Below are 24,893 nucleotides of genomic sequence, written 5' to 3' on the forward strand. Positions count from 1 at the left end.
CATTGATCAGCTTTAGGATATTTCATGCAAGCGGTGCTCACTTCGCGCTATGGAGACGAAACCCAATTGGAACTTGGTGAACTTGCTTCACCGGCGATCGGACTGAAAGAAATTTTGATAGAGGTGAAAGCCGCCGGACTAAATCCGGTAGACTGGAAGGTGTTGCGCGGAGATGCGCGCTTGTTCAGCGGCTGGACGCGACCACCAAGAATATTGGGCGCCGATTTTGCCGGACTTGTGAAGCAGGTCGGCCCCAAAGTGCCCAATTATCAGCCGGGAGACAAAGTGTTTGGCATGGTCCCGGCCTTCAAAGGCGGCGCCTTTGCCCAGCAAATAATCGTCACCGCCAACAATATCGCGCCCATGCCCACCCATCTCGACTTCTCCGAAGCCGCGGCGATGCCTCTGGTTGCCCTCACTGCGCATCAATTTATGTTTCAAAAGGCGCAACTCCAACCGGGTCGTCATGTGTTGATCAATGGCTGCACCGGCGGGCTTGGTCATATTGCCGTGCAATTGGCCAAAGCATCAGGCGCAACCGTCACCGGTGTGTGCAGCGGCAAAAATGCGGCCCTGGCAAAACAATTGGGCTGCGACGAGGTGATCGATTATCGGCAACATGACCCGCTCACCTTGAATGGGCAATATGACCTGATCTTTGACACCGCCTCCACCATGCGGTTCCGCACCGCCCGCAAGCGACTTTCCCCAAAAGGCGCTTTCGCCACGGCGCTGCCTTCCCTGCAAAATCTGTTTGTCGCGCCGCTGCTCAACGGGTTACGGGCGCAAAAGGAACATGGCCTTTGGGTCGCGCCAAATGACAAAGCGCTCGCGCACATCGCCGATTCGAGCCAAACACACCATATCCGCCCGCACATCGAGCAAACCTACCCGATCACAGATATCGCCCGGGCCATCGGCCACAGCAAAAGCGGCAAAGTACGCGGCAAATTGGTTCTGACCTTCCCCGCGGCAGATTAACATACCATTTGCAGACCAATATGTTTGCTGATAATACAGACGGGTCAACCTGTCCCTCTAGTATCAGTAGTTCAATGTCTTTTATCTCGCTTTCGCCGGCGCGCAGATCTGCCGCGCCGCTGTTCCTTTATCTGTTCCTGACCGCAACAATTGGGGTGCTCTCATTTCCCATTCGCGCGCTTTTTGTTACGCAGACATTGGGCGGTTCCACCTTTGAGAATGGATTATCTTTTGCCGTTCCGGCGATCATTTCGCTCGTGGTTTTACCCATTATCGGCGATTTTTCGGATCGCATGCGCGAGCGTCGACTGATCATGACCGTCGGCTTTGTTGTGCTGGCGCTAAGTTATGCCCTCACGTCGATTGCAACAACAGCATGGTTCGTTCTCATCCTGGTTTGCATTGCAATCCCTTTTATGGTGGCTGCCAACGCACAATTTTTCGCTTGGGCACAAGAGCGTGAAACCGAGCGGTTTGGTGATAAGGCCACAGAAAGTGGCGAGCTGCGCATTGGTTTTATTGCCGGTTGGGTGGTTGGCCCCGCTATTGCCGGCCTCCTGCTCACCTATGGTTTGAGCTACAGAAACATTTTCCAAATTCAGGCCGTTGGCTATTTAGTTATGGCCGCCGCAATCTGGCTATTTGCGCGGGTCGTGGTGACCAAGCCGAAACCAAAAGGAGAGAACTTCAGTTGGCTCAAATGGCGAGCCGTGCCGCGCAATCTTTTGCTGATAGGGCTTTTTGTAGCATTGGTTTTATCTGGTGACATTGTAAGACTAGCCAATCTCGCACTGTTCATTGATGCCAATATCTCCAAAAATCCGGTTGATCTCACCATCGCCTTTGCCGCAACGCCTGTGGTTGAGGTGCCGGCAACCGCGCTTTGCATTTATTTGGCAAAACGCGGCAGCAAAAAGTTTGTTTTAGGCTTTGGTTTTGTTGCGGCATTATTGCATTTTGGCCTTTTCCCGTTCGCGCAAAACCTTACTCAAGTTGTGATTTTGCAGGCCCTTTATGCGTTCATTCCCGCCTCAGCACTTGGCGTCGGCATTAGCTATGCTCAAAAATGTGCGCCCGATCGCATGGGATTCGCCACATCGGTCATTTTTTCCGGCCAATCGCTCGCCATTCTGCTCGGCGGCTCCATCGCCACTTTAGGAGGATTGTTTTTATCGATTGAAATGACCTATTTTGTACCACTTTTTCTTATCCTGCTTTCAGGCCTCATTTGGTGGAAACTGGAGGAGCTTTAATGCCCATTGAAATCAGAGATACGCAAAATATTGACCGGCAAGCCCTGCACGCGGCCATGTTGGATGCCTTCTCTGATTATGACATTCCGTTGCAACCTACGCTGGACCAGTTTAATGCCATGCTGGCCCAGCGCCAGTTTGATCCGGCACTTTCCTCTGTGGCGATGGACGGGGATCAGGTGTTGGCTTTCTGGCTTATCGGCACCGATGATCACCGCGCCCACTTGATCGCCAGCGGCACCCGCATCGCCCATCGCGGCAAAGGCCTCGCCAAGAAAATCGCCGCGCGCGCAGAAGCAGAGATCATCAAGGCAGGCTACAAACTGATTCAGTTTGAATGCCTCACCAGCAACCAGCGCGCCCTTGACCTCTATTTAAAGCAAGGCCACGAGATCGAACGTGAATTTGATTGCTTTTCCATGGAGATAGGCGACTGGGCGGAATCAGATTGTCACATCAAACAAGTGGATTGGGACATTGTCGCACCACACACTGACAAGCTGCGCGATGTGATGCCCTCCTGGCAGAATGAAGATTTTGCTATCGCCGCCGCGCCAGAAGCAATCTGCCTCGCCGCCTATCAAGAAACCCAGCTAGTTGGCTATATCGCGACCGCCCCCAGCGACGCGGTCTACCAACTCGCCGTCGCCCCCACGTGCCGCCACCAGCATATCGGCCAAACGCTGATAAAGCGCGCCGCACATTTGATCGGCAAACCCACCATGGCCTTCATCAATATCGACAAGGCCGCCGAGGAAACTATCGGCTTTCTGACCCATTTAGGCGCCCGAAAAACCGTCAGCCAATATGAGCTGATCAAACGCTTTTAGCGCTCCATGGCTCCTTTGCCAGCAATAATGTGATCTCGGAATTTCGCAATGCGATTGATCCGCGTTTCTGACTTTTTCGCCCCGTTCAAATTGATCGCATAGCTGCGCTGCCGCCCGGGCGTCAAATTGTGAAATGCTTCGGCCAATTCCGGATCACTATCCAGCGCATCAATCATTTCGTCCGGCAAATCAAGCTCACGCTCCACCTTCGGCGGCTTGATGCCCTTTTCTGCGGCCTCCATCAGCTCGCGAATATAGGCGCGAATGGTCGACTCCAGAGCTGTTACCTGTTCATTTGCGGTAAATTTGATCACGCTCGGCGTTTGCGAGTTGGGCCCATTCGGCACCAAAACACCCTCAGGATCGCTCAATAGACCCGCATTGAAAAAGGACAGGCGAAAATCATTCCGCAAAGCCCCAAATAGCGCAATATTGCGATCCTTGTGCATATAACACGGGTGCGCCCATTTCACATGCTCTTCAAGGCCCATATCTTGGCAAATCCGCCGCAATTCGTTCAGCCCGTCAATCCAGGTCCGTGTCACACAATCCGGCGTGCCAAACTTGTCGCACCGTCCACATCCTTTGGTGAAAAAGTCCTCAACATCCGTAATCATCATCGCGACCTCTCCCACGCAGCACAATTCGAGACCCCGAACATAATACACCCCAAATGCAATGACCAGCTACGCTCTGATTCAAAAACCGGGCAGAATAAAACCGCGGCCCAGCAAACCGCCCCCCAATAAGGCACCTAACCCAGGCTTGGGCGGCCAGCCCGGCGCACTTTTGCGCCACCCCATCGGAGCGTGAGCGCAGCGAACTTGCGTGATATAGAAGAATGGTGGGCCCGGTAGGACTCGAACCTACGACCAGACCGTTATGAGCGGTCGGCTCTAACCAACTGAGCTACAGGCCCAACCCGAATTGCTCATAGCAAGGGTCAAAAGCAATTGAAAGAGATTTCTTTCATCTCAGAGTATTCAACAGAACAGGTTTTAGGGAATACCCTATAATTAGCCACTTACCAGTTGATCACATAGGCAAGTACGCATATCGTTAAGCCCGATTGGTTGGGCGATTCTGAATATTTCTGGAAAATGCTAGCGGATTTCCGCTGTCATAAAGCATCCTGCGCAACAATCAAGTCTGTACTTAAAAAAATAAGAGCTACATGCTCAATTGAGGGAACAATGAGTCTACAAGCGGTTGATTTGCAGGGGAAATCCCCCGAAAACTCGGACGTTAGTCTGGATACGGATCAAACTTCAGTCTTTCTCAAAGCCATCGCCCATGAAGGCAGGTTATCTATTTTGTGCCGTCTGGCAGAAGGCGAAGCTTCAGTTTCTGATCTGGAGAATTTGCTGAATGCACGGCAGGCAGCTGTTTCACAACAATTGGCGCGGCTACGGCAAGAAGGCCTCGTGAACACGAGGCGTGACGGTAAAGCAATCTACTATTCTTTGGAGAAGAAGCCGGTCCGTACCAACATCGAAAACCTCTACAGGACCTTCTGCATCGAGTAAGTGCGCTACTCGTGCGACATTTGAAACAATTGCCAGCTCGCCCGTCGGTTAGATACGGTGGCGGGCATAATTGTTGTGGAGGTACTCAGATGAAAAAACTTTCTTTGCTCGTGGCCGTGCTGCTCGCATTCAACGCGCCAGCGTTCGCCGATGGTGACGCTGATGAAGGCGAAGGTGTTTTCAAAAAATGCAAGTCCTGCCACATGGTAGGTGAAGGCGCCAAAAGCCGTGTTGGGCCACCACTGAACAACATTTTTGGTCAAACTGCCGGCACTCAGGAGGGCTATAAATATTCCAACGCTCTTGTCGAGGCTGGCGAAGAGGGTCTGGTGTGGACACCTGAGACAATTGACCAATATTTAGAAAAGCCGCGCGCTTTCGTCAAAGGCACCAAGATGTCTTTTGCAGGCCTTCGAAAAGAAGAGGATCGTGCAGATCTTATTGCCTATCTGCTGCAATTCTCACCGGACTATAACCCGGAAGCGGTCAGCGATGGAGTAACACAATAGCACCCGATTGATGCCGTAAAAGCGTCGCAAATCATTGGCAGGATCGTCACCATAATATGATGGAGATAAACATGCTTAAAGCGATTCTGCCCATGACGGCGGCCCTATCTCTGGTCGCCTTTTCCACCCCCGCAATCTTTGCGGATGAAAATAACTACACTGCTACCATCAATATTTCCGGTGTCGGCGAAATCAACGCCGCGCCAGATATGGCCATCGTCACCTCTGGCGTGGTCACAGATGGAGAAACCGCCCGCGAAGCCCTGACGGCCAACACAGAGGCCATGACCGCACTCGTCGATGTGCTGAAGCAGGCTGGAATCGACAGCAAGGATATTCAGACATCCGGTTTTTCCGTTCAGCCCAACTATGTGCACACAGACAAGCGTGATGAAAATGGCTATCACTTGCCGCCCAAAATCGCGGGCTATCGTGTGTCCAACAATGTGACCGTGCGCATTCTTGATCTGGATAATATCGGTGCGGTGCTTGATTCTGCAGTCACCGTTGGGGCCAACACCATCAATGGCATCAATTTCGCGGTTTCCGACACTGACGAGCTGATGAAAGAAGCCCGCAAACGGGCCATGAAAAATGCCATGGAGACCGCACAAGTCTACACGGATACCGCGGGCGTTGCGCTTGGCAAGGTAATGAGTATTTCAGAAAATCAAAATTATGCACCAAGCCCCATGAAGATGGGCGCGCGCATGGCGATGATGGAAGCGGACATGGCTGTGCCTGTGGAAGCAGGAGAAATGACCTATTCTATCACCGTCAATGTGCAGTGGGAAATTGAACAGTCTGACGGAACAGACTATTAGTTTTCGCACGAACGCGCTGGCGCGCTACAATTGTGTAGCGCGTTAGCCCCCGATCGCTTTGAGGATCATGCGAACACCCACAATCAGCAGATAAATGGTCAGCACGCGCTTGAGCCACTCGCCCGACAGCTTGTGGGCGATCGCCGCACCAAGGGGCGCAAACAATATGGCCCCTACAGCCAACGCCAAAAAGGCAGGCAGATAGATATAGCCCAATGCATAATTCGGCACACCGCCAACGCCCCAGCCGGAAAGCACAAAGCCCAGCGCGCCGGGAACCGCGATAAACACGCCAAGTGCGGAACTGGTGCCCACAGCCTGATGAACCTTGCGCCCAAGCGCCGCCATCGTCGGTACACTCAGTGAACCACCGCCGATTCCCATCAAAGAAGAAATATAGCCAATTACAGCTGCACTAATACGATGGGTCTTTGCAGAATCAGACAGGTGAGCCATCAGCTTTTTCTGGATCGGCACCACAGAATTGACTGCAATCAAGATGGCCATCACGCCGAAAATCAACCGCATCACCAACGAAGAATAAAACCCCGCACTGATACCGCCCAAAAAGCTGGCCGCCACCATCGACGGGGCCCACAATTTCAAAAGCTCGCCGGAAACCGCGCCCTTACGATGGTGCGCTAACGCGCTCGATAGGCCTGTCGGCACAATCACCGCCAAAGATGTAGCCACCGCCACATGCAGGATTACGGCCTCCTCCATGCCCTGCGCTGCAAAAATTACGCTCATCACCGGCACCATCACAATGCCGCCGCCGACGCCCAGCAAACCGGCGATAATACCTGCCGCTACGCCCGCCAGCCCCAGCGCTCCATATTCAACAAGCAACGATGTTAGAAAGTCCATATCCGGTCCCGATCCATAAATTGCGAAGACTAGCGGCTCATCGCCTCACGCAGCATATTGACGATCAACTCCCGTTCTGTTTGCGGGCGTTTGCACGTATCGTCAAGCGCGGTTTTGTCGCCTTTGCCCTTCATATGTGGATTTGCTCCGGCCTCAAGCAGCAATGACACAATGTTTACACTGCACCAACTGGCTGCGTTTTGCAGCGGCAAACGTCCGTCGCTGTTGGCCGCATTCGGGTCAGCCCCCGCCTGCAACAACACCAACGTTACCTCCGCGCCGCCCTTTGGCCCTGCCGCGATATAAATAAGGGGACCAGCGCTCTCGGACGCAAAGTTTGGGTCCGCCCCTTCCGCCAACATTTGCTGAACCTTGAGCGCGTTGTTGTCGCGCACGGCTTGCTCCAGCTCGCTGGGCTTGCCCGGGCGCTCATCACACGCCATCAAGGCCGCAAAAAGAGGCAGGATCAACAACAGCTTTAATGGGCCTAAACGACCTAACATGGCATCACTCGGCTTGGGGCGTGACCTGAAGCATAGGGGGGGCGGGCCGCGCATATTCAGCCACATAGTCGATAACTCTGCCCGCCAGGTCAAGGCCTGTCGCGCTTTCAATCCCTTCCAAGCCGGGCGAGGCATTCACTTCCATCACCACCGGACCTGCCTCGGTGCGCATTATATCGACACCCGCAAACCGCAAGCCCATGGCCTTGGCCGCCCGGAGTGCCATCTGCCGCTCCAATTTGGATATCTTGACTTGCTTGGCGCTCCCGCCCTGATGGTAGTTGGCGCGGAAATCACCTGCTTTCGCGGTGCGTTGCACTGCGGCGATCACCTTCTTGCCCAAAACCATAATCCGCATATCTGCATTCTTTTGCGACTCCAATTTGGGCTGAACCAACAGCTTTTCATCCAAATCGTCAAAGGCATCCAAAAGGCTCTTGGCGGTCAGCCTATCCTGCGCCAGCAGAACGCCACGGCCGCGTTCGCTTTTGCGGGTTTTCAATACATAGGGGCCGTCCCCAGCCTTGCGGACCATGGCACGCCCATCGCGCCCATGAAATGCGCTCAAGGTCAGTGGCACCTCAATGCCGGCTTTGGCCATATATTGATAACTCCACAATTTGTCGCGCGCCGCAGCAATGGCTGAAGCCCCATTAAGCACATAGCTGCCCATCAATTCGCACTGACGCACGACCGCCAGCCCATGTTGTGTTATGGGCGCCCCAATGCGCGGAATAATCGCATCATAGCGAGGCAACGGCTCCCCGCGCAAAAACAGGCCGGGACTTTGCGCTTCGACCTGCAGGGTACAGCGGGCAATGTCGATCAAATCTACTTGATGCCCATGGCTTTCAATCGCTTCAACCAACCGTTGAGTGGAATAGGCATTGGGTGCACAGGTTAAAATGCCGAAATTCAGTGTCTTGCTGGTGGCGGCCTCAACATGTTCGCCATAAAACTCACCCTTTGGCACGCCATTTATGCAAGCATCAAACGGGTCCACAACAATGCGGCCCTCCATAGCTGTGCGGCCCAACAGCATGCGGTAGTTCATGGTTTCCCGGTTGGTCAGGCTCAATTCAATGGGCCAACTCTGCCCGGCCAAATGCAGTTCAACCTGCACAAAGGGGCGCATTTCCGCCATGCCGTTGGAGGAGATCACTTCGCGATAATCGATGAGCGGCGCATTGCACCATACATGTAGCTTGGGGTCATCAGGTTTTGGCTGCACCCCAAAATGGATATGGGTCACCCCATCAATCTCGATCTCTTCGAAAGCAAAGCTGTGCAAGGCCGAAGTGCGGGCCCCAGTATCTACTTTTGCCAAAATGGCGGGCAAGCCAATCTCAGGCATCCCAATCCATTCTTCCCAACCAACTGTGATTTTGGGTTTTTTGGCTCCCGCCATATATGCGCCTCGTCAATCATTGAACCAATCGGCCGCCAAATCATGTGCGGCACAACTGCACTAGATCAAACTTGTGACGCCTCGACAATCCGATATGTGCAGCGGCGCGCGCCACTCACAATATGGCTTTCGCGCACCACATTGACCTGTTTGCCCAAAACGTCGCGAAACAGATTGAGTTCCGAGCGGCAAAATCCTTGGCATTTCGTGGCCGCCACACAGATGGGGCAATGATTCTCGTGCAGAAAATATCCATTATCGCACGGCTCCACTTCGGTCATATAGCCTTCGCGCTCGCGCAGATCGGCCAGGGCCTGCACCTTACCCTGCAATGTGGGCTGGGCTGACACCTTTTTGCGATAAAGCTCAAATGCACGTTTTTCCCGCGCGGAAATCAGTCGCTCGAGACCTTCTTCACCATAAATATCTTCAATAGACCCTAAAAGTTCAGTAGTCAGATCAGAATGGCGATCAGGAAAACGGCTATGGCCCTTTTCGGTCAGCTTCCAATATTTTTTGGGCCGCCCCACCGATTCGCGGCGATCCTCACCGGCCACCAGCCCTTGCTCCAGCAATTTTTCCATATGCTGGCGCACGGCAACCGGCGTGGTCCCAACGCTTTCCGCCAAACTCACCGCGGTTTGATCACCGCGTGACTTTAGAAGATAGAGCAACCGCTCAATGGTTTTGTCTTCGCTTTGTTTCATGCACAATTCCGTCCTTTCGCAAATTAGATAAAAAAAGATTTGACTTGTCAAATACCCATTTTAATATAAGAAAAGATTTTGCTTATTAAATAGGACCTCCTGCCGCATATGAGTGATCAAGCCCTACCCCCGGCAGACGACAAGGCCCGGTTCGCTGACCTGCTCAGTGAAGGCCGGGCCTTGTTGTCCCTCACGCTGGTGATCGCCATTGGGTCGCATGCGATCAATCTATTTGCGGTGCGCACTGTGTTGCCGACCATTGTTGAAGATATTGGTGGCGCCAAAATACTGTTCTGGTCGACAGCCCTTTTCTCCCTGACGGCAATTCTGGGCGGCATGCTCACCATCAATCTCAAATCGCGCATTGGCGCGCGCACCAGCTTCTATTTGGCTGCAGCGTTGTTGATCTTGGGCTCGGCAATCGGCGGCTTTGCCCCCAGATTTGAAGTCATCATTGTGGGGCGCGGCATTCAGGGCTTTGCCGAAGGGGTATTGGTGTCCCTGTCATACATGGTGTTGGCAGATAGCTATAAGGGCAATTTGATGACCCGGATGATCGGCGTTTTGGCCATTGTGTGGGCGCTCGCTGCAGCCATTGGCCCCATGGCCGCTGGTATATTAGAACATTTCTTCACCTGGCGCGGCACCTTTCTGGTCAATTTTGTCATCGGCGTGGTGATTGCCGTTCAGGCCTTTTTTGCCGTGCCCGACACCAAACGATTGGGCGCCGCCACCAAGCCCGACATGCGCGTTTTACTGCCGCTTATTCTGGCCATAACCATTTTGTGCTTTATGGGCCAGTTCACCGATCCCTTGCCCATCGCTGCTTTATTGATCGCAGCAGCTGGCTTGATTTTCATTGGATTGCGCGCCGAACGCCACAGCAAGCGCCGTATGCTACCTCTCCGCCTGTTTGATCCGCGTAGCCCGGTGGCCATTGCCTATCTGGTGACCCTGCTGGTCAACGTGCTGAACACGGCGAACGCGCTTTATAACGTGGCCTATGTGCAAACGCTTTGGAATATCGATTTGACCCTGGCCGGGTACATGACCGCCCTGCCCGCCGCGTTCTGGACGGTTGGGTCCTGGTCCGTCTCCGGCGTGTCCACCTATCCGGCCCAGCGCCGTTGGATCATCATCGGCATCTATGCCATCTGGCTCAGCGTTGGTCTCAGCGCTATTGCCCTCAAGCTTGCCAGCCTGCCCCTGTTCCTGCTTTCCCTGACCCTTTTGGGTTTGGGGCTGGGCTGGCAAAACATCTTCATCGAAAAGATCGCCGTGCAATTTGTGCGCGGTCGAGAGCGCGACCGGGCCGCCGCCATGCTGCCCCCTATGGATAATGCTGCGTCTGCCTTTGGCGCTGCATTGGCTGGCTTGGTCGCCCTCAATATTGCCCTCATCAACCCCGACGCACCCAATGGCCTATTCACCGCAGATGGGGTACAATCTTTTGCACCGTTGATGTCGGCACTTTTCTTTGTGCTGCACACGCCAATGCTGGTGTTGCCGCATATCCTGCCCAAAACGCCACCGCGCAAAATCACCTAGGTTTTCCCATGCTCGCCACTGCTGATACAGATTCAAAAGCCGGTATTTTCTCCACCGCTTTTCTCCCCATCACCCTGATGAACATTCTGGTGGTCACCTCCCACGCCGTAAATGGCTTTATCACCTCCGTCATTGCCCCCTCCATCGTCGTGGATCTGGGTGGGCGCGAGCTGATGTTCTGGTTGTTTGCCCTTTTTCAGGTGGGGTCGATCAGCGCAGGCGTAATTGCAGGCAATTTCAAAGTCCGTTTCGGCGCCCGTCCCATCTTTATGACCGCCGCGGCCCTATTGGCCTTCGGCTCCATCATGGGCGGTCTCGCCACCAATCTCGCTTGGGTGATCGTGGCCCGTGGCCTGCAAGGGATTGCCGAAGGCATGTTGATCTCGCTGGTCTATGTTGTGATCGCCGACCATCTGCCCGCGCGATTACTGCCGCGCATTTTTGCGCTCAGTTCCACCCTCTGGTCGATCGCCGCCGCCACCACGCCGCTTTTTGCCGGGCTGCTGACCCAATATGTCTCTTGGCGCGTCGCTTTCCTGTTCAATCTGCCGCTGGTGCTGATTCTGATCGCGCTCGCCTTCAAATTTCTGCCGGCCACCGTACCCTCAGACGAAGCGCCGAAACCCTTTCCATTGCGCCGCCTGCTGCTTTTGGTGGCAGCCCTCTTGATCACCGGATTTGCCGGACAGATCGAGCAAATCGGGTTTTTGGCCCTGATCATTGCGGCATCCAGCACATTGCTGGTGGTGTTCGCCACGCTGGATCAAAAGGCAGTCGAGCGCTTTATGCCACCCAACCTGTTTTCCCTGCGCACCAATCTGGGGCGCTGCTTCACCATGTTGGGCCTGTTCTCTATCGGGGCCAGCGGCCGCGTCGTCTATATCGTGGCGCTATTGCAGGCGATCTGGTTGCTCTCACCATTGGCGGCTGGCTATGCCGCCTCCTCCATCGCCTTTTCCTGGACGCTGGCTGCCTGGATGTCTAACCGTATCGAAAAAATGGAAAACCGCCTGATCTCCATTCGCCTCGGCGCTAGCCTGATTATGGCGGGTGGGTTTCTCAGCGCCTATGCGGTGTGGAGCGCTCAATTCTGGCTGTTGCTGGCCAGCCTGATTACTACCGGTTTGGGCTATGGGGCCTCCAGCCCTCTGATCCGACAAATCATCATCACCCAGGCGCCAAAAGAACATCGTTCGATCGCCTCAGGTGCCATGACGCCAATCCAGTTTACCGGCGCCGTGTTCGGCGCCGCCATCGCCGGGTTCTGCGCACTCGCTTTTGGCCTGTTCGAAGGCGCTGTCGCCGGATCAATTTTCACGGTAGACGCGGCTCGAAATGCAGGTGCTGGTTTATTGCTCGTGTTCGCAGCATTTGCCACACTGGGCATGCTGGTCAGCTTTGGCCTCACCAGCACACCCGACCATGACGAGGTCGAGCAAAAATCAGAGGCGCTTGCCTAAAAAGTCTGCGATAACCGTGGCCACAAAAAAGATGATCATAAAGATGAAGATGGTCACAATGTTAAACTGACCATCAATAAAAAACACCAAGCCGCCAAAAATGACAGCCGCGATGACTGCATATAAAAGACGGTTCAAAAGGTGATGTTTCAAACTTCGTTTTTCTGGCCCGCGGTGAGACGGATCAGACATTCTCTCCCCCATCAAAAAGCGTTTTGCCGCGCTCGGAAATGATCTGCTCGCCCTTGGCCAAAATTGCCTTCTCTGCCATCTCAGCATTTGGCAATTTGTCGGCGCGGATAAATTGCACCGCATCCATGTCGCCATTTTCATATGACCGTTCAATGCGGCCACACAATTGATATTCTTGGCCCGCCTTCATTTCAATCGCGACAATGCGCAGCCCTTCGAAGGTAGATTCGCCCAGAATCTTCGGCCCTGAACCGCCCTTGCTTCCTCCACCGAACAGCTTTTTCAAAAAGGACATAATGCACTCCAAAACATGATTTGATCCTGCTTATAGCACGGCTTTTATTCTGACCAAACCGTTCCGGATGCAACTTTAACCCCGCGCTAATCTTTACCCGATAGGACAGTGCCGCTGCCGCTCGGCACATTCTCAGATGATGATTCAATAAATACGCGCAAGCCATTGGAAACAGATTCATTTTGTTTGTTCAGGCAGCTTGATCCGCTTCAGGCTAGAATTCACCCTAGATGGACCACACGTCCAAATCGGCCTAGCCCAATCACGCTCATAAACTGATTCAACTTATCCCGATAAACCGTTCGTGCTGAATCACTTTCAGTTCCTAGGCCTGCATTGCGCGCAAGGCTACGCGCTTAAATTCCATTTTAATTTGCAATCAAATAATATGTGAGTCATTTCAGAATCTTAGACTGGTTTTGGCGGCATGGGCCTAACACTGTGGTGTGTTTCAGGGGCAAATCCACGCTTCAGATCGAATTAAATCGCCGTAAAAACACTATTATTAAAGTTGTCGCAACCTTGCCGCATGCCGCTCCACTGCTTTGGCGCTTAGCTTAAAACCATGCCCCACATGAAATTGGGCGCCGCCCATCTCCAGCACTTGCTCCAACGCTTTGGCCACTTCGTGCGGCTCTTCTTCAAAGGGCGTTCGTTGCGGTCTGTCTACCGGCAGCAATCCGCCCAGTGCATAACCGCTCGCGAGAAGATCACTGACAAAGGCTTGGCCATCATCAAGCAGCACTGAGATTGAACCCGGTGTATGTCCAGGCGTGAAGATCACGCGTCCGTCCAATCCGTAGGGGCGCAGATCCAACTCGTCATGATCTCGCATCACAATGTCGGGCGAAAAATAAGTGTAGGGTTCCATCGGCAAACCTCGGCGATAAAGATAGCGCCCCACCCACCCGGTCGGGCACAATTTCATCTTCGCCTCACCCGCACAATATTTAGCTTCTGCCTCATGGATCACAACCGGCGCACCGCTGAGTGCGCGCAACTTGGCAGCGCCACCTGCATGGTCCACATGGCCATGGGTCACGATGATCAATTTCAGATCATCCCAGCCCAGCCCCATTCTTTTAAGCTGCCCCGCAGTTTTTCCTTCGGTCCCCATCAGGCCCGTATCCACCAGCACAGCCCCCTTACTGGTTTGCAGCAAAAAAGCATTGATCATCCCCAGCGGGGCAATCGGCACTCGTTGTATTCTGTAAGTCATCACCATCTCCATTTGCCGCCATTTAAGCAGGCAGAAATGGGCTGACAATCCGTTACAATTTTGTGCCCTATAGCCATTTGCGACAACAGCCCTTAATCTATTTGCGTTGATCAAAGACGAGGGGAAATCATGGAAATCGATCCACCCGCACTTTATGCAGATGATGTCCTAAGCTGTCCGGTGGCGGCAGCGGTGCAAACCTTTTCCGGCAAATGGAAACCGATCCTCTTGCATATGCTGTGCGAGCAGAAAATGCACTTTGCCCAAATTGCCCGCGCGCTGCCCAAGGCCAGCAAAAAAGTGCTCACGGCGCAGTTGCGCGAACTGGAAGCCGATGGGCTGATCACCCGCACACCAACTGACGAACCGCGTGTACGCGTCATCTACGCCATGTCAGAAAGCGGCAAGCAATTGGCACCCATTCTCTTACAACTCTATAGTTGGGAGAAAATGCGCCGGTTGGATGATCTTTACCAGGCTGCTTAGCTCTTTGCCTTACACAAGCTGACCCGCGCCAGCCCTTTCATATGCGTCACATATTCCTCTTGCGTCCAACCGCATTCATGGCGCAGTTGCGCCCAGTTGCGCACGGAAAGCAAAGTCCATAATAAATCCGTCGCCTTGGCCTCACTCAATCGCGGCGCAAGCTGCCCGTCACGCGCCAAATCACGCACCGCGGCCGCACATCCATGGCGCACGGCCTGCATCCGGTCATCCCACGCGGCGCGCGCCTCTTCATCGCTATCCATCATCGCCATCAGGGCTTTGCCGATGCCATATATCTCGGGGATATAATTCCCCCAAACTTCAACCCAGGCATCTAACCGCTCCACTCCGGTTTGGGCTGTTCGGCTTTTTTCCAGCCGGGCATCAACATCATTCTTTTCATCGAGATAGCGTGTGGCCGCAATCAACAAATCTGCACGCTTGGGAAAATGCAAATAGACCGCTTGTCGGCTGATCCCTGCAGTCTTGGCAATATCTGACATTCGCACAGCACCACCGGTACCGCTTTCCAGCAATTCAACCGCGGCGCGCAAAATGCGCGCACGCGTATCGCGCTTTTCACTTGACATGGTGTCAATCCCCCACTAATTGACACGATGTAAAGTTTACATCGTGTAAAGTTATCTCTGCTTACCGCATAGGAGCAAAAAATGAAAGTCATTATCTTCGGTGCCACAGGCACTATCGGTCGATTGGTTGTTGATGAGGCGCTGGCCGCGGGCCATCAAGTCACTGCCTTTGCCCGCCATCCGCAAAATCTGAACATCAGCCACCAAGCCCTCACCCGCCATGCGGGCGACGCCACCAACGCAGCGGAGGTCGCTGCAGCCCTCAAAGATCAAGATGCTGCCATCATCACTTTGGGCGCCGGCATGTCGCGCAAAAGCCGCATACGTTCTGTCGGCACAGCCAATGTCATTGCAGGCATGAAACAACTCGGGATCACCCGCTTGATTTGCCAATCCACCCTTGGCGCCCATGAAAGCTGGGAAAATCTCAACTTCTTTTGGAAACGCATCATGTTTGGCGCTCTGCTCGCACCGGTTTTTAAAGATCATGAGCGGCAAGAGGCGTTGGTGCGTGACAGTGGGTTGGATTGGACCATTGTACGCCCCAGCGCCTTCACCCAAGATCCGGCTACCGGCCGTTTTAAAACGGCGTTTGGTCCTGAAGAACGCAGATTAACGCTCCAGATCAGCCGCGCCGACGTCGCTGCCTTTATCAAAGACCAGATTTTGGGCACAGATTTTTGTCGCCGTGTGGTCGCGATCTCAAATTAACCCGCTGCAGCAAACAACTGGCATGCTTTAATAAATCTTTAACAACTTGCCCCTTTCACAATTTTGTGTTAACGAATTGTCAACAATTGATTGGGGTTGGGGGAAGTCAAATTGTATAAGATTTTGAAGTTGCTAGTGACTTTAGTTGTGATGACTTACGCATCGCCAGCACTAGCCGGAATGACCGTTACGCTCCCCCCACCGACCTTTTCGCCGGTGGACGACACTTCGGCATCTATCGGACTTCGGTTCGAGTTCGGCGACATCATAAGCCCAAGTCTCGTTGGCGCGGTACGCACGACTCATACGTCGACTGAAAATGTGGTCACTGGTGGTATGGTGGATATAGCAATTCCCATCGGACCCGATTTAAACTTTCAACCTACTATTCGGTTGATGGGAATCTTCGGCAACACTCAAATCCAAGGCTTAGCCGGTGCTGGTTTTGATTTTGGACAAAACCAAGGAATTTTAGCGCTCGGCACGCAGATCAAACATCTTGAAGGCGGGATGCACATCGGCCTTGAAGGCGGTCTATTTCCCTATGTCGGCGCTTCATCATATGGAGGCCCACCTGAGCGGGAAACCTCTTCTCCGCCTCCGCCAGATTGATAGGCAAAATCCATACAGGGGCTAGTTAGGTGAGCTGTTCAACAACAGCTCGGCCAAAAAATTTTAGGTGTTGGGCAAGAATAACGCTTGCTCGACATCACTTATGAGGGCTTGAACTTGGCAGAATTTGGCCAACAAATTCTTTATTTCATATCGCTCGACCAGACGCACTGGATTGCGACCCTCGCGCTGATTCTATTTTTTTTCCCCTTAGAACGCCTTTTTCCAAAAGTCGTGCGGAACACGGCATTTTCCCGAATTTCTGTTGTACTCATCCTCGCAATTTGCGCCAATTTCACAATATGGCTCATCAAGAACACTGTCTATTTTGACATCATTCGATTCTATTTAAATCTACAGATCTATAGTATCTCGAAAGCACCAATACCGACATTGCTGATCTATGCCATCTGCTTCTTGGCGATTGATCTGGCTGTCTACATTTATCATCTGCTCTCGCATAAAATAACGCCATTGTGGAAACTTCATTCGATTCATCACGCCGACGAGACGGTGGATGCATCAACCGGAATCCTGCAACATCCGTTCGAGACAGTGGGTAGCCTTCTATTTGTTCTTCTAATTGTTGTCGCTTTCGGCTTCCCCGTTCTCACACTTGTCGTTTTTACTGCGGCGGGAACGCTCCACAACATGTTTTCCCACGCAAATATCGCCTTGCCTGTCTGGGTCGATCGAATATTGCGGCTCGTGATTGTGACACCCGACATGCACCGCACACACCATTCCATTGATCTACGAGAAGGTAATGCGAATTTCGGCCAAATATTCTCATTTTGGGATCGCATGTTTGGTACATATATTGATCGTCCGGCTTCTGGAGAAGCCGACCTTATAATGGGCCTGCCTGTTGCAGAAAAACCAAAAAGCTTCACGGTTCGTGGATTACTTTTTCACCCCTTTGCAGGTTTAGTCCCCGGCCGCAAAGGAACAAAACGCCCACGTCGATAGCGCACCTGTAGCCGCCATCCTGAAGTTTGGCAGAAAGGCCTATCCCGATGGCAAATCTTATTTGGATGAGTTAAACGGCGCTCAGTGTTCCATTGCCCGAAACTCGGTTTCTCTACGCATTTTGCCTTGGTTGAGAGCACGCGTCTGTTAAAAGCTAAACTGGGAGTGCACCTTGCCACTAAAACCATCCTTCAGCACCCAACGCTTGCACGTTGCACCGTGGCCCGCAACTCGAGGGACCTACGGCCGTCAACAATTGGTGACCGAACTCCGCTCTATCCTTACAGCGAACGTGCTGAAGTTCCTGCCAGAACCGCTTCAGTTCCAGGACAGCCAATCCACGATTGAAGATTGGATTGATGCCCGCAACGCCGAAAGCGATGTGCTGAGCGTACGCACCCTTGAGGATAAAGCCCTTGTCGGCCTGCTGATCCTAGCACAATTTGAAAGCCCGGACATCTCGCTCGAGGTGCACCTCGGCTATTTGTTCGGCGAAACGGCATGGGGCAAAGGCTATGCAACAGAGTTGATCACGGGCCTCGTTGCCTGGTTCCGGGCACAAGGCACACCAGCCCATTTGTGGGGCGGCGTCGAAACCGCCAATCCCGCCTCCGCCAAAGTACTGCGAAAGGCTGGTTTGCAAAGCGATCCAACCCACTCCAACGACGAAACAGAGATGTTTAAGCTGGTGATTTAGAACGGCGGGCATGCAAACTGTGCTCTGCGCGGTCTCGCCGAAAGCCCCCGCCTTTATGCTGGATCCGTTCACGGTCGCGGACTTCAACTCAGTCATAACAATTGTGCGGCGTGACGCGCCTGATGACATTGTTGTAACGCCCCTTTATCCTCGCAAGCAAATCGGACAAAGGGAGCGCAAAGCTGAACGTGAACATTGATGCATCCTTGGTCCAGCACTTGATTGAACGCCAGTTCCCGGGCCTTAGCCATCTCCCTGTCCGACCGGTAAGCAAACAAGGCTGGGACAACCGCACTTTCAGGTTAGGCAACAATCTGGCTGTCCGCCTGCCAAGTGAAGCTGGCTATGCCGCTGCGGTTAAAAAAGAGGCAACGGCCCTCGCTGCGCTTGGTCCTTACCTTCCGGTGGACATACCGAAGGTCTACGCCTTAGGTGAGCCAAGTGAGGTTTATCCGCTTCCATGGTCCATCCGCCATTGGCTGGACGGCGAAACGTTGGAGAACGCGCCACCTTCGGACCGGACCCGTTTCGCAACTCAACTTGCCACCATCCTGATCGCGCTCCGGACCGCAGCGCCAGACAACGCACTGGGCGCCGGTGAACACTCTTTCCATCGAGGCTGCCATCCCAACATCTACGAAGACCGAGTGATCAAAAGCCTCAACATTTTGAACGATCAGGTGGATGCAAACGCCTGTTGGCAAATCTGGCAGATAACCACCCAGAGCCAATGGCTAGAGGCACCGGTATGGATTCACGGTGACATCGCCGTCGGCAATATCCTGATGAGCAAAGACCAAATCACCGCCCTCATTGACTTTGGCACCTGCGGCGTGGGCGATCCCGCATGCGATTACGCCATCGCTTGGACCTACTTCAACGCAGACGAACGCCCCCATTTCAAAGAAACGCTGCACATTGACGAGGATACATGGCACCGCGCCAAAGCATGGGCCCTCTGGAAAGCATTGGTGACCCTTGCCGGTCTCTCAAGCCCAGATGAAAATGGCGTTCAGGCCAAAGCGCTGGCGGAAGTTTTGAACGAGGCAAAATAGGCATTTTCACCTGAAAACCAAGGTGACTCAGATCAATGCGGCATCATCCCAGAGATGTATCATGGGAAGGTCAGGGCGCAGATCGGACAATTCTGTTGGCCGATCCATATCATTGCAGATCCGCGCCCGAAACGATGGAAGGAGCATGCAAATGTTCAAGAATATCATGACGGCTGTGGATTTGGAGCACGCCGACAAGCTGGCGGATGCACTGGATTGTGCGGCCGATTTAGCCAAGCATTACGGCGCACCCCTTACCTATGTGGGCGTTGCCTCTTCGGCACCAAGCGCCGCGGCACATAACCCGGAAGAATATCGCCAGAAGCTGCAAGCCTTTGCTGAGAGTGAGGGCAAAAAGCACGGAATTGAAGCCTCCGCCCATATGGAAGTGGCCAATGATCCGGCGACAGAAGTTGATGATGCGCTCCTCAAGGCAATTGAGGCCAGTGGGACCGATTTGATTGTGATGGCCAGCCATGTTCCCGGCGTGGCAGACTATATTTTGCCCTCAAATGGCGGGCAGGTCGCCCATCACGCCAAATGCTCAGTCATGCTGATACGACCTTAGCCACGCGCCATCAATGCTTAGCGCCCATGGCTCCGGTCATAGCCATTGGACGGCGGTGATTGCCAATCGCCTAGCGCCTCGGCAGGTGTTTCAAACACCTCCACTTTGAGCGGGTAGCAGGCTGCGGTATCCGAAGAATGCTCGGCGGAACAATCGCCCCCCGGGCAAGTGGAGAGCGCGCCCAGCAAGGGTACTTCGGCGAAAAACTCGATAAAATCGTCAGGCCGCACCGGGCTGGCCTTCATAAAATACTGCCCCGTATCGCGGGTGAAGCCGGTGCACATAAACACATTGAGCACATCATGCACATGCGCCTCCGCTTCGTGCAGCGTCAGGCCTGTGGCATCCGCCAGCGCCCGCGTCAGATTGGAATGGCAGCAATGATGATAATGCCCGCCCGAGAGCAGATTATTGGTATAAGGATCGCAGCGTGTGCCGATCACATCATGCACCCCGCCGCCAAATTCATCCTTGCCGTACCAGTCCAGCGTGTCCGCAACAATTGTCGCCAGCGGCCGCAATACTGGAAAATTCGACCAAAGCTGATGCCCCTCGGTAACATGAGTGCCGTGCAAAGCGCGGGTCTTGCCGGAAAAGAACCACTCATTCAAATCATCCGCGTGCCACAGGTTCAAATCTCCCACCTGTGGCCCCTCCACCGAAGTAATCCGGAAAAAGCCGCCAGCGGGCACCTTAAAGCTCAACGCATCCCGCGGCGGCACCACCAACTCATCGATCTTCGTGGCGTGCGTCCGGAACTTTTGATAAGCCCCAAGATCTGGCTGAGGCAGGCTATCGACCGGATAGCAGATCACAGGTTCAACAGCGCGGCGGGCAGCCGCATCTTTGGGTTCGGCCATGTTCACTCCCAATATCGGCAAGATCAGTTCAATCGATCATTTACACATAAACAAAAGGCGCCCCAATGAAAATGGAGCGCCTTCAAAATTCTATCGAAAAAGCGGCTAGGCTTAGCTATCCAGGAAGCTGCGCAGTTTGCGGCTACGGCTTGGGTGCTTCAGCTTGCGCAAGGCCTTCGCCTCGATTTGACGAATACGTTCCCGTGTCACGCTGAACTGCTGGCCCACTTCTTCAAGCGTATGGTCGGTGTTCATGCCGATACCAAAGCGCATCCGCAACACACGTTCTTCACGCGGCGTCAGCGACGCCAGCACACGGGTTGTGGTTTCGCGCAAGTTGGATTGGATCGCAGAATCGATCGGCTGCACTGCGTTTGAATCCGGGATGAAATCGCCCAGATTGCTGTCTTCTTCGTCGCCAATCGGCGTTTCCAAAGAAATCGGCTCTTTCGCGATTTTGAGTACCTTACGCACCTTATCCAAAGGCATTTGCAGCTTTTCGCTCAATTCCTCTGGTGTCGGCTCGCGGCCAATCTCGTGCAACATCTGGCGCGATGTCCGCACAATCTTGTTGATCGTTTCGATCATATGCACTGGAATACGGATCGTACGCGCTTGGTCGGCAATAGACCGAGTGATCGCCTGACGAATCCACCAAGTGGCATAAGTCGAGAATTTATAGCCCCGGCGATATTCAAACTTGTCCACCGCCTTCATCAAACCGATATTACCCTCCTGAATCAGATCCAGGAACTGCAAACCACGGTTTGTGTATTTTTTCGCAATCGAAATCACGAGACGCAGGTTTGCCTCAACCATTTCTTTTTTCGCAATGGCGGCTTCGCGCTCACCCTTTTGTACTTTGTGCACAATCTTGCGATATTCAGAAATGTCCATGCCGGTTTCAGTGGCAAGGGTTTTGATTTCTTCGCGCAACTCTTCAATCGTGTCACGCTCGGCCACAGCAAAGTTGGTCCAGCCCGGCTTCGGCAAGGTGGAAATGGTGTCCACCCAATCCGGTGCCAATTCATTGCCGTGATATTCAGTCAAAAAGTCTTCGCGCGGAATGCCATAGCTTTCCGCCAGGCGCAACAAACGGCCTTCAATACGCACCAGACCTTTGTTGATGTCATAAAGCTGCTCAACCAGCGCTTCAATCCGGCCATTGTGCAAGGAAAGTGATTTCACTTCCGCGATCACTTCAGCTTTCAACGCATCCAGCTTTTTCAGCTGTTTTTCCGAAAGCGAGCTGGACGCCAGTTTTTGCTCGACCTGCTCATCATGCAGCTTGCGCAATTTGGCATAAGTGCTGGCGATCTGGTCAAAGGTTTCAACAACCTGCGGCTTCAGTTCGGCTTCCATCGCAGACAAGGAGAGATTGTTCTCAAACTCATCATCATCGTCGTCGTCGCCGCCTTCACCTTCTTGCTCGGCGCCGTCTTCAGCTTTGCTTTCCGTTTCAGCGGGTTTGTTGGTCTCGCCTTCTGCCGGAATGGTCGGCTCTTCCTTGGCATCCGGGCCAGCATAGGTGGCTTCCAAATCGATAATGTCACGCAGCAAAATCTCGCCCTCGGCCAGCTGATCGCGCCAAATAATAATCGCCTGGAAAGTCAATGGGCTTTCACAAAGCCCCTCGATCATGGTTTCGCGGCCCGCCTCAATACGCTTGGCAATGGCAATCTCGCCCTCGCGTGACAGCAATTCCACCGTGCCCATTTCGCGCAGATACATGCGCACCGGGTCATCGGTGCGGTCAGAACCTTCGCGGGCATTGGATTTGGACGCCACAGCAGTGCCGGTGGCCACGGTCAGCTCGGTGCTGGTGGATTCTTTTTCCGCCTCGCGCTCTTCGGCCTCATCTTCTTCGATCACAGAGATGCCCATTTCCGAGAGCATCGCCATCACATCTTCAATCTGCTCTGAAGACACCTGATCAGAAGGCAAAACTTCATTCAGCTCTTCATAAGTGACATAGCCGCGTTTCTTTGCGGCCCGAATCATTTTTTTGACAGATGATGCTGAAAGATCGAGGAGCGGCCCGTCCTGGGCTTCTGCGCTTGTGTCCTGCTTCTCGTTTTCCTTAGCCTTTGTCGCCATTCATTGTTCTCCTGAACGCGGGGATGGCAGAATTGCCTGCGTTTATCTCGCTCCGAACAAGGTACGGATATTTGCTTGATACCCTAGCGCATACCCAAATCTCATTTCACATTCGTTACCTTGGAGAGTATTTGAACGTCAAATACGCGAAAACCGCCGACCGAGCCCTTTCCTTTTAAAAAAGAAATTAAAGACTCCGCGTCGAGCGCCCAGATAACGAACCAAACCCTTCAATCAAAGCTTCCGTGCCATCAACACTGGATATCTGGTTCTGTATGTCGCGTAGCCGTTCATAAGATTCTTCACTTGGGTCATTTCCAAGTGCCAATTCGGCCGCTTTCAGCTCCTTATTTAATCGAACTGATTTATAATGCAAGGCCAAAGCGTGATTTAAGCCGATTTCAGCGTCGCTTTTGTCCGCTTTTTGGTCCACTTGCCAAATGCCCTGACGCTGCACCTGCGCCGTAATTGTATTGAGTGCATCCAGCAGACCACGCTGTTCAATCTGCGCGCGCAGCTTATCTGCCGAAATAGACGGGTCCATGGCAACGGTGTTCATCAACATGTCCAACATCTGGCTGGCCGCTTGGCTGGTCAGCTCCAGATTGGCCAAATCTTCCATGTGCTGTTCCGCCAGTTCAGGATGGTTGATCAGCCCCAGCAAGATCACCGCCTCGCGAGGGTGGATTGCCCCGGCACCAGTATTTTTAAGCCTTTGCATCAAGCTCGATGTGGGTGAATAACTCTTGCGGCCGTTGGTTTTGATCGAACCATAGTTTGAGTTGCGCCCGCCACCGCCGCCGCTGCCACGTCCACGGTAGTTTGGTTTTCCCTGCGGCCGGAAAAAGCGATAAAGCATGTCATTGAACGCCTGGCCATAATGCTTTTTCACCGACGGATCGGCAATCTCATTGGCCAGGCCACGCAGCCGCGCCTCAAGCTCAGCCCGCGCCTCTGGCGTCTCCACATTGGCATTTTGGGTTTCGCGCTGCCAGATCGCTTGCGACAGCGGCACCGCGCTGGCGAGCAGATCCTCAAACCCCTTGCGCCCTTCTGCCTTGATCAAATCGTCCGGGTCCACCCCTTCCGGCAAAGTCACAATTTTGGCGCTTTGCCCCGGCTTGAGCATCGGCAGCATCACATCCATAGACCGCCCAGCAGCCCGCTGCCCGGCGCTGTCGCCGTCAAAACAAAGGATCGGTGTGCCGGTCATTTTCCACAACAATCCCAAATGCTCGTCGGTCAGCGCGGTGCCCAGCGGTGCCACGGCACCATGGAAGCCAGCCTGCACACAGGCAATCACATCCATATAGCCCTCAACCACCACCAGCGGCTTGCCGTCATGCGCCGCCTGCCGCGCCATTTGGCCGTTATAAAGCGTACGGCGCTTGTGAAACAGCTCGGTTTCCGGCGAATTGAGATATTTCGCCCGCGCCTCGGGCGACATGGCCCGCCCGCCAAACGCCACCACCCGGCCACGAAAATCCTCAATTGGAAACATCAACCGGTTGCGAAACCGATCAAACGGCACCGCAATATCGTCACCCGCGACCAGTAAGCCGCAATCGATCATTTGCCGCGCAGTCACTTGATTTTGCGCCAAAAACTCTTTCAGCCCATTGCGACTGTCTGGCGCAAAGCCGAGGCGGAACTGCTCCTGAATTTTAGGCGACACGCCCCTCTCATTCAAATAGCCGCGCGCCCGTGCACCCACATTGGCCGCCAGTGCCTGTTCAAAATATTGGGTGGCCAGTTCCATTACATCATAAAGGCTGTTGCGCTTTTGCTGCCGCGCCTCTTGCTGCGGGTCACGCGCCGGCAGTTGCACCCCCGCCTGACCGGCAAGGCGCTCCACCGCCTCAGGAAAGCTCAAACCACCCTTTTCCACCAGAAAACGGAAATGGTCGCCCGTCACCCCACAGCCAAAGCAGTGATAAATCCCCTTGCGATCATCAGCGTGAAAGCTGGGCGTCTTTTCCCCATGGAACGGACAACAAGCCCAAAAATCGCCACGCCCGGGCTGGGATTTGCGCTTATCCCAGGTCACATACTCGCCCACCACCTGCGAAATATTCAGGCGCTCGCGAATTTCATCCAAAAACTGGTCACTAAAGCGCATATCGTCC

Annotated in this window: 28 protein-coding genes and 1 tRNA gene; 16 read left to right on the forward strand and 13 right to left on the reverse strand. The window is 53.6% G+C overall.

Annotation, left to right across the window (positions count from 1 at the left end):
• Window positions 1-24 precede the first annotated feature (24 nt).
• The 3 genes from L1I42_RS10795 to L1I42_RS10805 are packed head-to-tail and all read left to right on the forward strand — an operon-like array spanning window position 25 to window position 3,064.
• Window positions 25-981 (forward strand): NAD(P)-dependent alcohol dehydrogenase, encoded by a 957-nt coding sequence (locus L1I42_RS10795; RefSeq protein ID WP_236114535.1) that lies wholly within the window; start codon window positions 25-27, stop codon window positions 979-981.
• Between the two features lie 20 nt (window positions 982-1,001).
• On the forward strand, window positions 1,002-2,234 hold the full coding sequence (locus L1I42_RS10800; protein ID WP_236114536.1) for an MFS transporter: 1,233 nt from the start codon (window positions 1,002-1,004) through the stop codon (window positions 2,232-2,234).
• Window positions 2,234-3,064 carry a GNAT family N-acetyltransferase gene (locus L1I42_RS10805; protein WP_236114537.1) on the forward strand — a complete coding sequence of 277 codons (831 nt, stop codon included), beginning with the start codon at window positions 2,234-2,236 and terminating at the stop codon, window positions 3,062-3,064. Before L1I42_RS10800 ends, L1I42_RS10805 begins: the two co-directional genes overlap by 1 nt.
• Here L1I42_RS10805 and L1I42_RS10810 read toward each other — a convergent pair.
• A complete protein-coding gene (locus tag L1I42_RS10810; RefSeq protein WP_369413097.1) occupies window positions 3,061-3,684 on the reverse strand; it encodes a YdeI/OmpD-associated family protein in 624 nt (207 codons plus the stop codon). The genes L1I42_RS10805 and L1I42_RS10810 overlap by 4 nt on opposite strands.
• 222 nt (window positions 3,685-3,906) lie before the next feature.
• Window positions 3,907-3,983: transfer RNA gene (locus L1I42_RS10815), tRNA-Ile, on the reverse strand.
• 274 nt (window positions 3,984-4,257) lie between these two features.
• Here L1I42_RS10815 and L1I42_RS10820 point away from each other — a divergent pair.
• The 3 genes from L1I42_RS10820 (at window position 4,258) to L1I42_RS10830 (ending at window position 5,923) form a co-directional block, all read left to right on the forward strand.
• Window positions 4,258-4,590, forward strand: a complete 333-nt coding sequence (locus L1I42_RS10820) for an ArsR/SmtB family transcription factor (protein WP_236114538.1) — start codon at window positions 4,258-4,260, stop codon at window positions 4,588-4,590.
• Between the two features lie 89 nt (window positions 4,591-4,679).
• The gene (locus L1I42_RS10825) at window positions 4,680-5,099 is read left to right on the forward strand and encodes a c-type cytochrome (protein ID WP_236114539.1); all 420 of its coding nucleotides are present in this window, start codon (window positions 4,680-4,682) and stop codon (window positions 5,097-5,099) included.
• A gap of 71 nt (window positions 5,100-5,170) precedes the next feature.
• On the forward strand, window positions 5,171-5,923 hold the full coding sequence (locus L1I42_RS10830) for an SIMPL domain-containing protein (protein WP_236114540.1): 753 nt from the start codon (window positions 5,171-5,173) through the stop codon (window positions 5,921-5,923).
• Between the two features lie 42 nt (window positions 5,924-5,965).
• Here L1I42_RS10830 and L1I42_RS10835 read toward each other — a convergent pair whose 3' ends face one another.
• From L1I42_RS10835 to L1I42_RS10850, 4 genes are all read right to left on the reverse strand, one after another.
• The gene (locus L1I42_RS10835; RefSeq protein WP_236114541.1) at window positions 5,966-6,790 is read right to left on the reverse strand and encodes a sulfite exporter TauE/SafE family protein; all 825 of its coding nucleotides are present in this window, start codon (window positions 6,788-6,790) and stop codon (window positions 5,966-5,968) included.
• A 29-nt stretch (window positions 6,791-6,819) separates the two neighbouring features.
• Window positions 6,820-7,293 carry an ankyrin repeat domain-containing protein gene (locus L1I42_RS10840; RefSeq protein WP_236114542.1) on the reverse strand — a complete coding sequence of 158 codons (474 nt, stop codon included), beginning with the start codon at window positions 7,291-7,293 and terminating at the stop codon, window positions 6,820-6,822.
• A 4-nt stretch (window positions 7,294-7,297) separates the two neighbouring features.
• Window positions 7,298-8,701 carry a RimK family alpha-L-glutamate ligase gene (locus tag L1I42_RS10845; RefSeq protein ID WP_236114543.1) on the reverse strand — a complete coding sequence of 468 codons (1,404 nt, stop codon included), beginning with the start codon at window positions 8,699-8,701 and terminating at the stop codon, window positions 7,298-7,300.
• A 65-nt stretch (window positions 8,702-8,766) separates the two neighbouring features.
• Window positions 8,767-9,408 (reverse strand): helix-turn-helix transcriptional regulator, encoded by a 642-nt coding sequence (locus L1I42_RS10850; protein ID WP_236114544.1) that lies wholly within the window; start codon window positions 9,406-9,408, stop codon window positions 8,767-8,769.
• A 108-nt stretch (window positions 9,409-9,516) separates the two neighbouring features.
• Here L1I42_RS10850 and L1I42_RS10855 point away from each other — a divergent pair, with 108 nt between their 5' ends.
• Together L1I42_RS10855 and L1I42_RS10860 are read left to right on the forward strand one after the other, a co-directional pair.
• The gene (locus L1I42_RS10855) at window positions 9,517-10,956 is read left to right on the forward strand and encodes an MFS transporter (protein ID WP_236114545.1); all 1,440 of its coding nucleotides are present in this window, start codon (window positions 9,517-9,519) and stop codon (window positions 10,954-10,956) included.
• A gap of 8 nt (window positions 10,957-10,964) precedes the next feature.
• The gene (locus tag L1I42_RS10860; protein ID WP_236114546.1) at window positions 10,965-12,416 is read left to right on the forward strand and encodes an MFS transporter; all 1,452 of its coding nucleotides are present in this window, start codon (window positions 10,965-10,967) and stop codon (window positions 12,414-12,416) included.
• Here the strand turns inward: L1I42_RS10860 and L1I42_RS10865 are convergent.
• The 3 genes from L1I42_RS10865 to L1I42_RS10875 form a co-directional block, all read right to left on the reverse strand.
• A complete protein-coding gene (locus tag L1I42_RS10865) occupies window positions 12,399-12,608 on the reverse strand; it encodes a hypothetical protein (RefSeq protein ID WP_236114547.1) in 210 nt (69 codons plus the stop codon). The genes L1I42_RS10860 and L1I42_RS10865 overlap by 18 nt on opposite strands.
• Window positions 12,601-12,903 carry an HlyU family transcriptional regulator gene (locus L1I42_RS10870; protein WP_236114548.1) on the reverse strand — a complete coding sequence of 101 codons (303 nt, stop codon included), beginning with the start codon at window positions 12,901-12,903 and terminating at the stop codon, window positions 12,601-12,603. Before L1I42_RS10870 ends, L1I42_RS10865 begins: the two co-directional genes overlap by 8 nt.
• 505 nt (window positions 12,904-13,408) lie before the next feature.
• A complete protein-coding gene (locus tag L1I42_RS10875; protein WP_236114549.1) occupies window positions 13,409-14,122 on the reverse strand; it encodes an MBL fold metallo-hydrolase in 714 nt (237 codons plus the stop codon).
• A 129-nt stretch (window positions 14,123-14,251) separates the two neighbouring features.
• On the opposite strand from L1I42_RS10875, the gene L1I42_RS10880 reads away from it, so the two are divergent.
• The gene (locus L1I42_RS10880; RefSeq protein WP_236114550.1) at window positions 14,252-14,608 is read left to right on the forward strand and encodes a winged helix-turn-helix transcriptional regulator; all 357 of its coding nucleotides are present in this window, start codon (window positions 14,252-14,254) and stop codon (window positions 14,606-14,608) included.
• Here L1I42_RS10880 and L1I42_RS10885 read toward each other — a convergent pair.
• Window positions 14,605-15,198 (reverse strand): TetR/AcrR family transcriptional regulator, encoded by a 594-nt coding sequence (locus L1I42_RS10885; RefSeq protein WP_236114551.1) that lies wholly within the window; start codon window positions 15,196-15,198, stop codon window positions 14,605-14,607. The two genes, L1I42_RS10880 and L1I42_RS10885, sit on opposite strands and share 4 nt — an antisense overlap.
• Window positions 15,199-15,279: 81 nt before the next feature.
• Here L1I42_RS10885 and L1I42_RS10890 point away from each other — a divergent pair, with 81 nt between their 5' ends.
• The 7 genes from L1I42_RS10890 to L1I42_RS10920 all read left to right on the forward strand — a co-directional run bounded on the left by L1I42_RS10890 (window position 15,280) and on the right by L1I42_RS10920 (window position 19,810).
• Complete coding sequence (locus L1I42_RS10890; protein WP_236114552.1) at window positions 15,280-15,909, forward strand: NAD(P)-dependent oxidoreductase; 630 nt, start codon at window positions 15,280-15,282, stop codon at window positions 15,907-15,909.
• Window positions 15,910-16,020: 111 nt separating this feature from the next.
• Complete coding sequence (locus tag L1I42_RS10895; protein WP_236114553.1) at window positions 16,021-16,521, forward strand: hypothetical protein; 501 nt, start codon at window positions 16,021-16,023, stop codon at window positions 16,519-16,521.
• Between the two features lie 87 nt (window positions 16,522-16,608).
• Complete coding sequence (locus L1I42_RS10900; RefSeq protein WP_236114554.1) at window positions 16,609-17,490, forward strand: sterol desaturase family protein; 882 nt, start codon at window positions 16,609-16,611, stop codon at window positions 17,488-17,490.
• 172 nt (window positions 17,491-17,662) lie between these two features.
• Window positions 17,663-18,187 (forward strand): GNAT family N-acetyltransferase, encoded by a 525-nt coding sequence (locus tag L1I42_RS10905; RefSeq protein ID WP_236114555.1) that lies wholly within the window; start codon window positions 17,663-17,665, stop codon window positions 18,185-18,187.
• Window positions 18,188-18,197: 10 nt separating this feature from the next.
• Entirely contained in the window at window positions 18,198-18,386 is a 189-nt protein-coding gene (locus tag L1I42_RS10910; protein WP_236114556.1) for a hypothetical protein, read from the forward strand.
• Entirely contained in the window at window positions 18,376-19,242 is an 867-nt protein-coding gene (locus L1I42_RS10915) for an aminoglycoside phosphotransferase family protein (RefSeq protein ID WP_236114557.1), read from the forward strand. The genes L1I42_RS10910 and L1I42_RS10915 overlap by 11 nt, the downstream gene beginning before the upstream one ends.
• A 151-nt stretch (window positions 19,243-19,393) precedes the next feature.
• The gene (locus L1I42_RS10920; RefSeq protein WP_236114558.1) at window positions 19,394-19,810 is read left to right on the forward strand and encodes a universal stress protein; all 417 of its coding nucleotides are present in this window, start codon (window positions 19,394-19,396) and stop codon (window positions 19,808-19,810) included.
• 17 nt (window positions 19,811-19,827) lie between these two features.
• On the opposite strand, the gene L1I42_RS10925 is transcribed toward L1I42_RS10920, so the two are convergent.
• The 3 genes from L1I42_RS10925 to dnaG form a co-directional block, all read right to left on the reverse strand.
• The gene (locus tag L1I42_RS10925; RefSeq protein WP_236114559.1) at window positions 19,828-20,670 is read right to left on the reverse strand and encodes an urea carboxylase-associated family protein; all 843 of its coding nucleotides are present in this window, start codon (window positions 20,668-20,670) and stop codon (window positions 19,828-19,830) included.
• A gap of 111 nt (window positions 20,671-20,781) precedes the next feature.
• Window positions 20,782-22,767: an RNA polymerase sigma factor RpoD gene (gene rpoD, locus L1I42_RS10930; RefSeq protein WP_236114560.1), complete on the reverse strand. Its 1,986-nt coding sequence runs from the start codon at window positions 22,765-22,767 to the stop codon at window positions 20,782-20,784.
• A gap of 187 nt (window positions 22,768-22,954) precedes the next feature.
• Window positions 22,955-24,886: a DNA primase gene (gene dnaG / locus L1I42_RS10935; protein WP_236114561.1), complete on the reverse strand. Its 1,932-nt coding sequence runs from the start codon at window positions 24,884-24,886 to the stop codon at window positions 22,955-22,957.
• Between the last annotated feature and the right edge of the window lie 7 nt (window positions 24,887-24,893).

It is taken from the genome of Maritalea mediterranea, assembly GCF_021568695.1.
In the GTDB taxonomy this organism is placed as follows: domain Bacteria; phylum Pseudomonadota; class Alphaproteobacteria; order Rhizobiales; family Devosiaceae; genus Maritalea; species Maritalea mediterranea.

Excerpts from the sequence above, each read along its gene's own strand:
- L1I42_RS10820 (WP_236114538.1), top strand. The coding sequence starts at position 4,258 with ATGAGTCTACAAGCGGTTGATTTGCAGGGGAAATCCCCCGAAAACTCG.
- rpoD (WP_236114560.1), bottom strand. The coding sequence starts at position 22,767 with ATGGCGACAAAGGCTAAGGAAAACGAGAAGCAGGACACAAGCGCAGAA.
- L1I42_RS10825 (WP_236114539.1), top strand. The coding sequence starts at position 4,680 with ATGAAAAAACTTTCTTTGCTCGTGGCCGTGCTGCTCGCATTCAACGCG.
- L1I42_RS10835 (WP_236114541.1), bottom strand. The coding sequence starts at position 6,790 with ATGGACTTTCTAACATCGTTGCTTGTTGAATATGGAGCGCTGGGGCTG.
- L1I42_RS10875 (WP_236114549.1), bottom strand. The coding sequence starts at position 14,122 with ATGACTTACAGAATACAACGAGTGCCGATTGCCCCGCTGGGGATGATC.
- L1I42_RS10850 (WP_236114544.1), bottom strand. The coding sequence starts at position 9,408 with ATGAAACAAAGCGAAGACAAAACCATTGAGCGGTTGCTCTATCTTCTA.
- L1I42_RS10845 (WP_236114543.1), bottom strand. The coding sequence starts at position 8,701 with ATGGCGGGAGCCAAAAAACCCAAAATCACAGTTGGTTGGGAAGAATGG.
- L1I42_RS10810 (WP_369413097.1), bottom strand. The coding sequence starts at position 3,684 with ATGATGATTACGGATGTTGAGGACTTTTTCACCAAAGGATGTGGACGG.
- L1I42_RS10795 (WP_236114535.1), top strand. The coding sequence starts at position 25 with ATGCAAGCGGTGCTCACTTCGCGCTATGGAGACGAAACCCAATTGGAA.
- L1I42_RS10800 (WP_236114536.1), top strand. The coding sequence starts at position 1,002 with ATGTTTGCTGATAATACAGACGGGTCAACCTGTCCCTCTAGTATCAGT.
- dnaG (WP_236114561.1), bottom strand. The coding sequence starts at position 24,886 with ATGCGCTTTAGTGACCAGTTTTTGGATGAAATTCGCGAGCGCCTGAAT.
- L1I42_RS10925 (WP_236114559.1), bottom strand. The coding sequence starts at position 20,670 with ATGGCCGAACCCAAAGATGCGGCTGCCCGCCGCGCTGTTGAACCTGTG.
- L1I42_RS10885 (WP_236114551.1), bottom strand. The coding sequence starts at position 15,198 with ATGTCAAGTGAAAAGCGCGATACGCGTGCGCGCATTTTGCGCGCCGCG.
- L1I42_RS10890 (WP_236114552.1), top strand. The coding sequence starts at position 15,280 with ATGAAAGTCATTATCTTCGGTGCCACAGGCACTATCGGTCGATTGGTT.
- L1I42_RS10920 (WP_236114558.1), top strand. The coding sequence starts at position 19,394 with ATGTTCAAGAATATCATGACGGCTGTGGATTTGGAGCACGCCGACAAG.
- L1I42_RS10840 (WP_236114542.1), bottom strand. The coding sequence starts at position 7,293 with ATGTTAGGTCGTTTAGGCCCATTAAAGCTGTTGTTGATCCTGCCTCTT.
- L1I42_RS10865 (WP_236114547.1), bottom strand. The coding sequence starts at position 12,608 with ATGTCTGATCCGTCTCACCGCGGGCCAGAAAAACGAAGTTTGAAACAT.
- L1I42_RS10855 (WP_236114545.1), top strand. The coding sequence starts at position 9,517 with ATGAGTGATCAAGCCCTACCCCCGGCAGACGACAAGGCCCGGTTCGCT.
- L1I42_RS10830 (WP_236114540.1), top strand. The coding sequence starts at position 5,171 with ATGCTTAAAGCGATTCTGCCCATGACGGCGGCCCTATCTCTGGTCGCC.
- L1I42_RS10860 (WP_236114546.1), top strand. The coding sequence starts at position 10,965 with ATGCTCGCCACTGCTGATACAGATTCAAAAGCCGGTATTTTCTCCACC.
- L1I42_RS10880 (WP_236114550.1), top strand. The coding sequence starts at position 14,252 with ATGGAAATCGATCCACCCGCACTTTATGCAGATGATGTCCTAAGCTGT.
- L1I42_RS10870 (WP_236114548.1), bottom strand. The coding sequence starts at position 12,903 with ATGTCCTTTTTGAAAAAGCTGTTCGGTGGAGGAAGCAAGGGCGGTTCA.
- L1I42_RS10910 (WP_236114556.1), top strand. The coding sequence starts at position 18,198 with ATGCAAACTGTGCTCTGCGCGGTCTCGCCGAAAGCCCCCGCCTTTATG.
- L1I42_RS10805 (WP_236114537.1), top strand. The coding sequence starts at position 2,234 with ATGCCCATTGAAATCAGAGATACGCAAAATATTGACCGGCAAGCCCTG.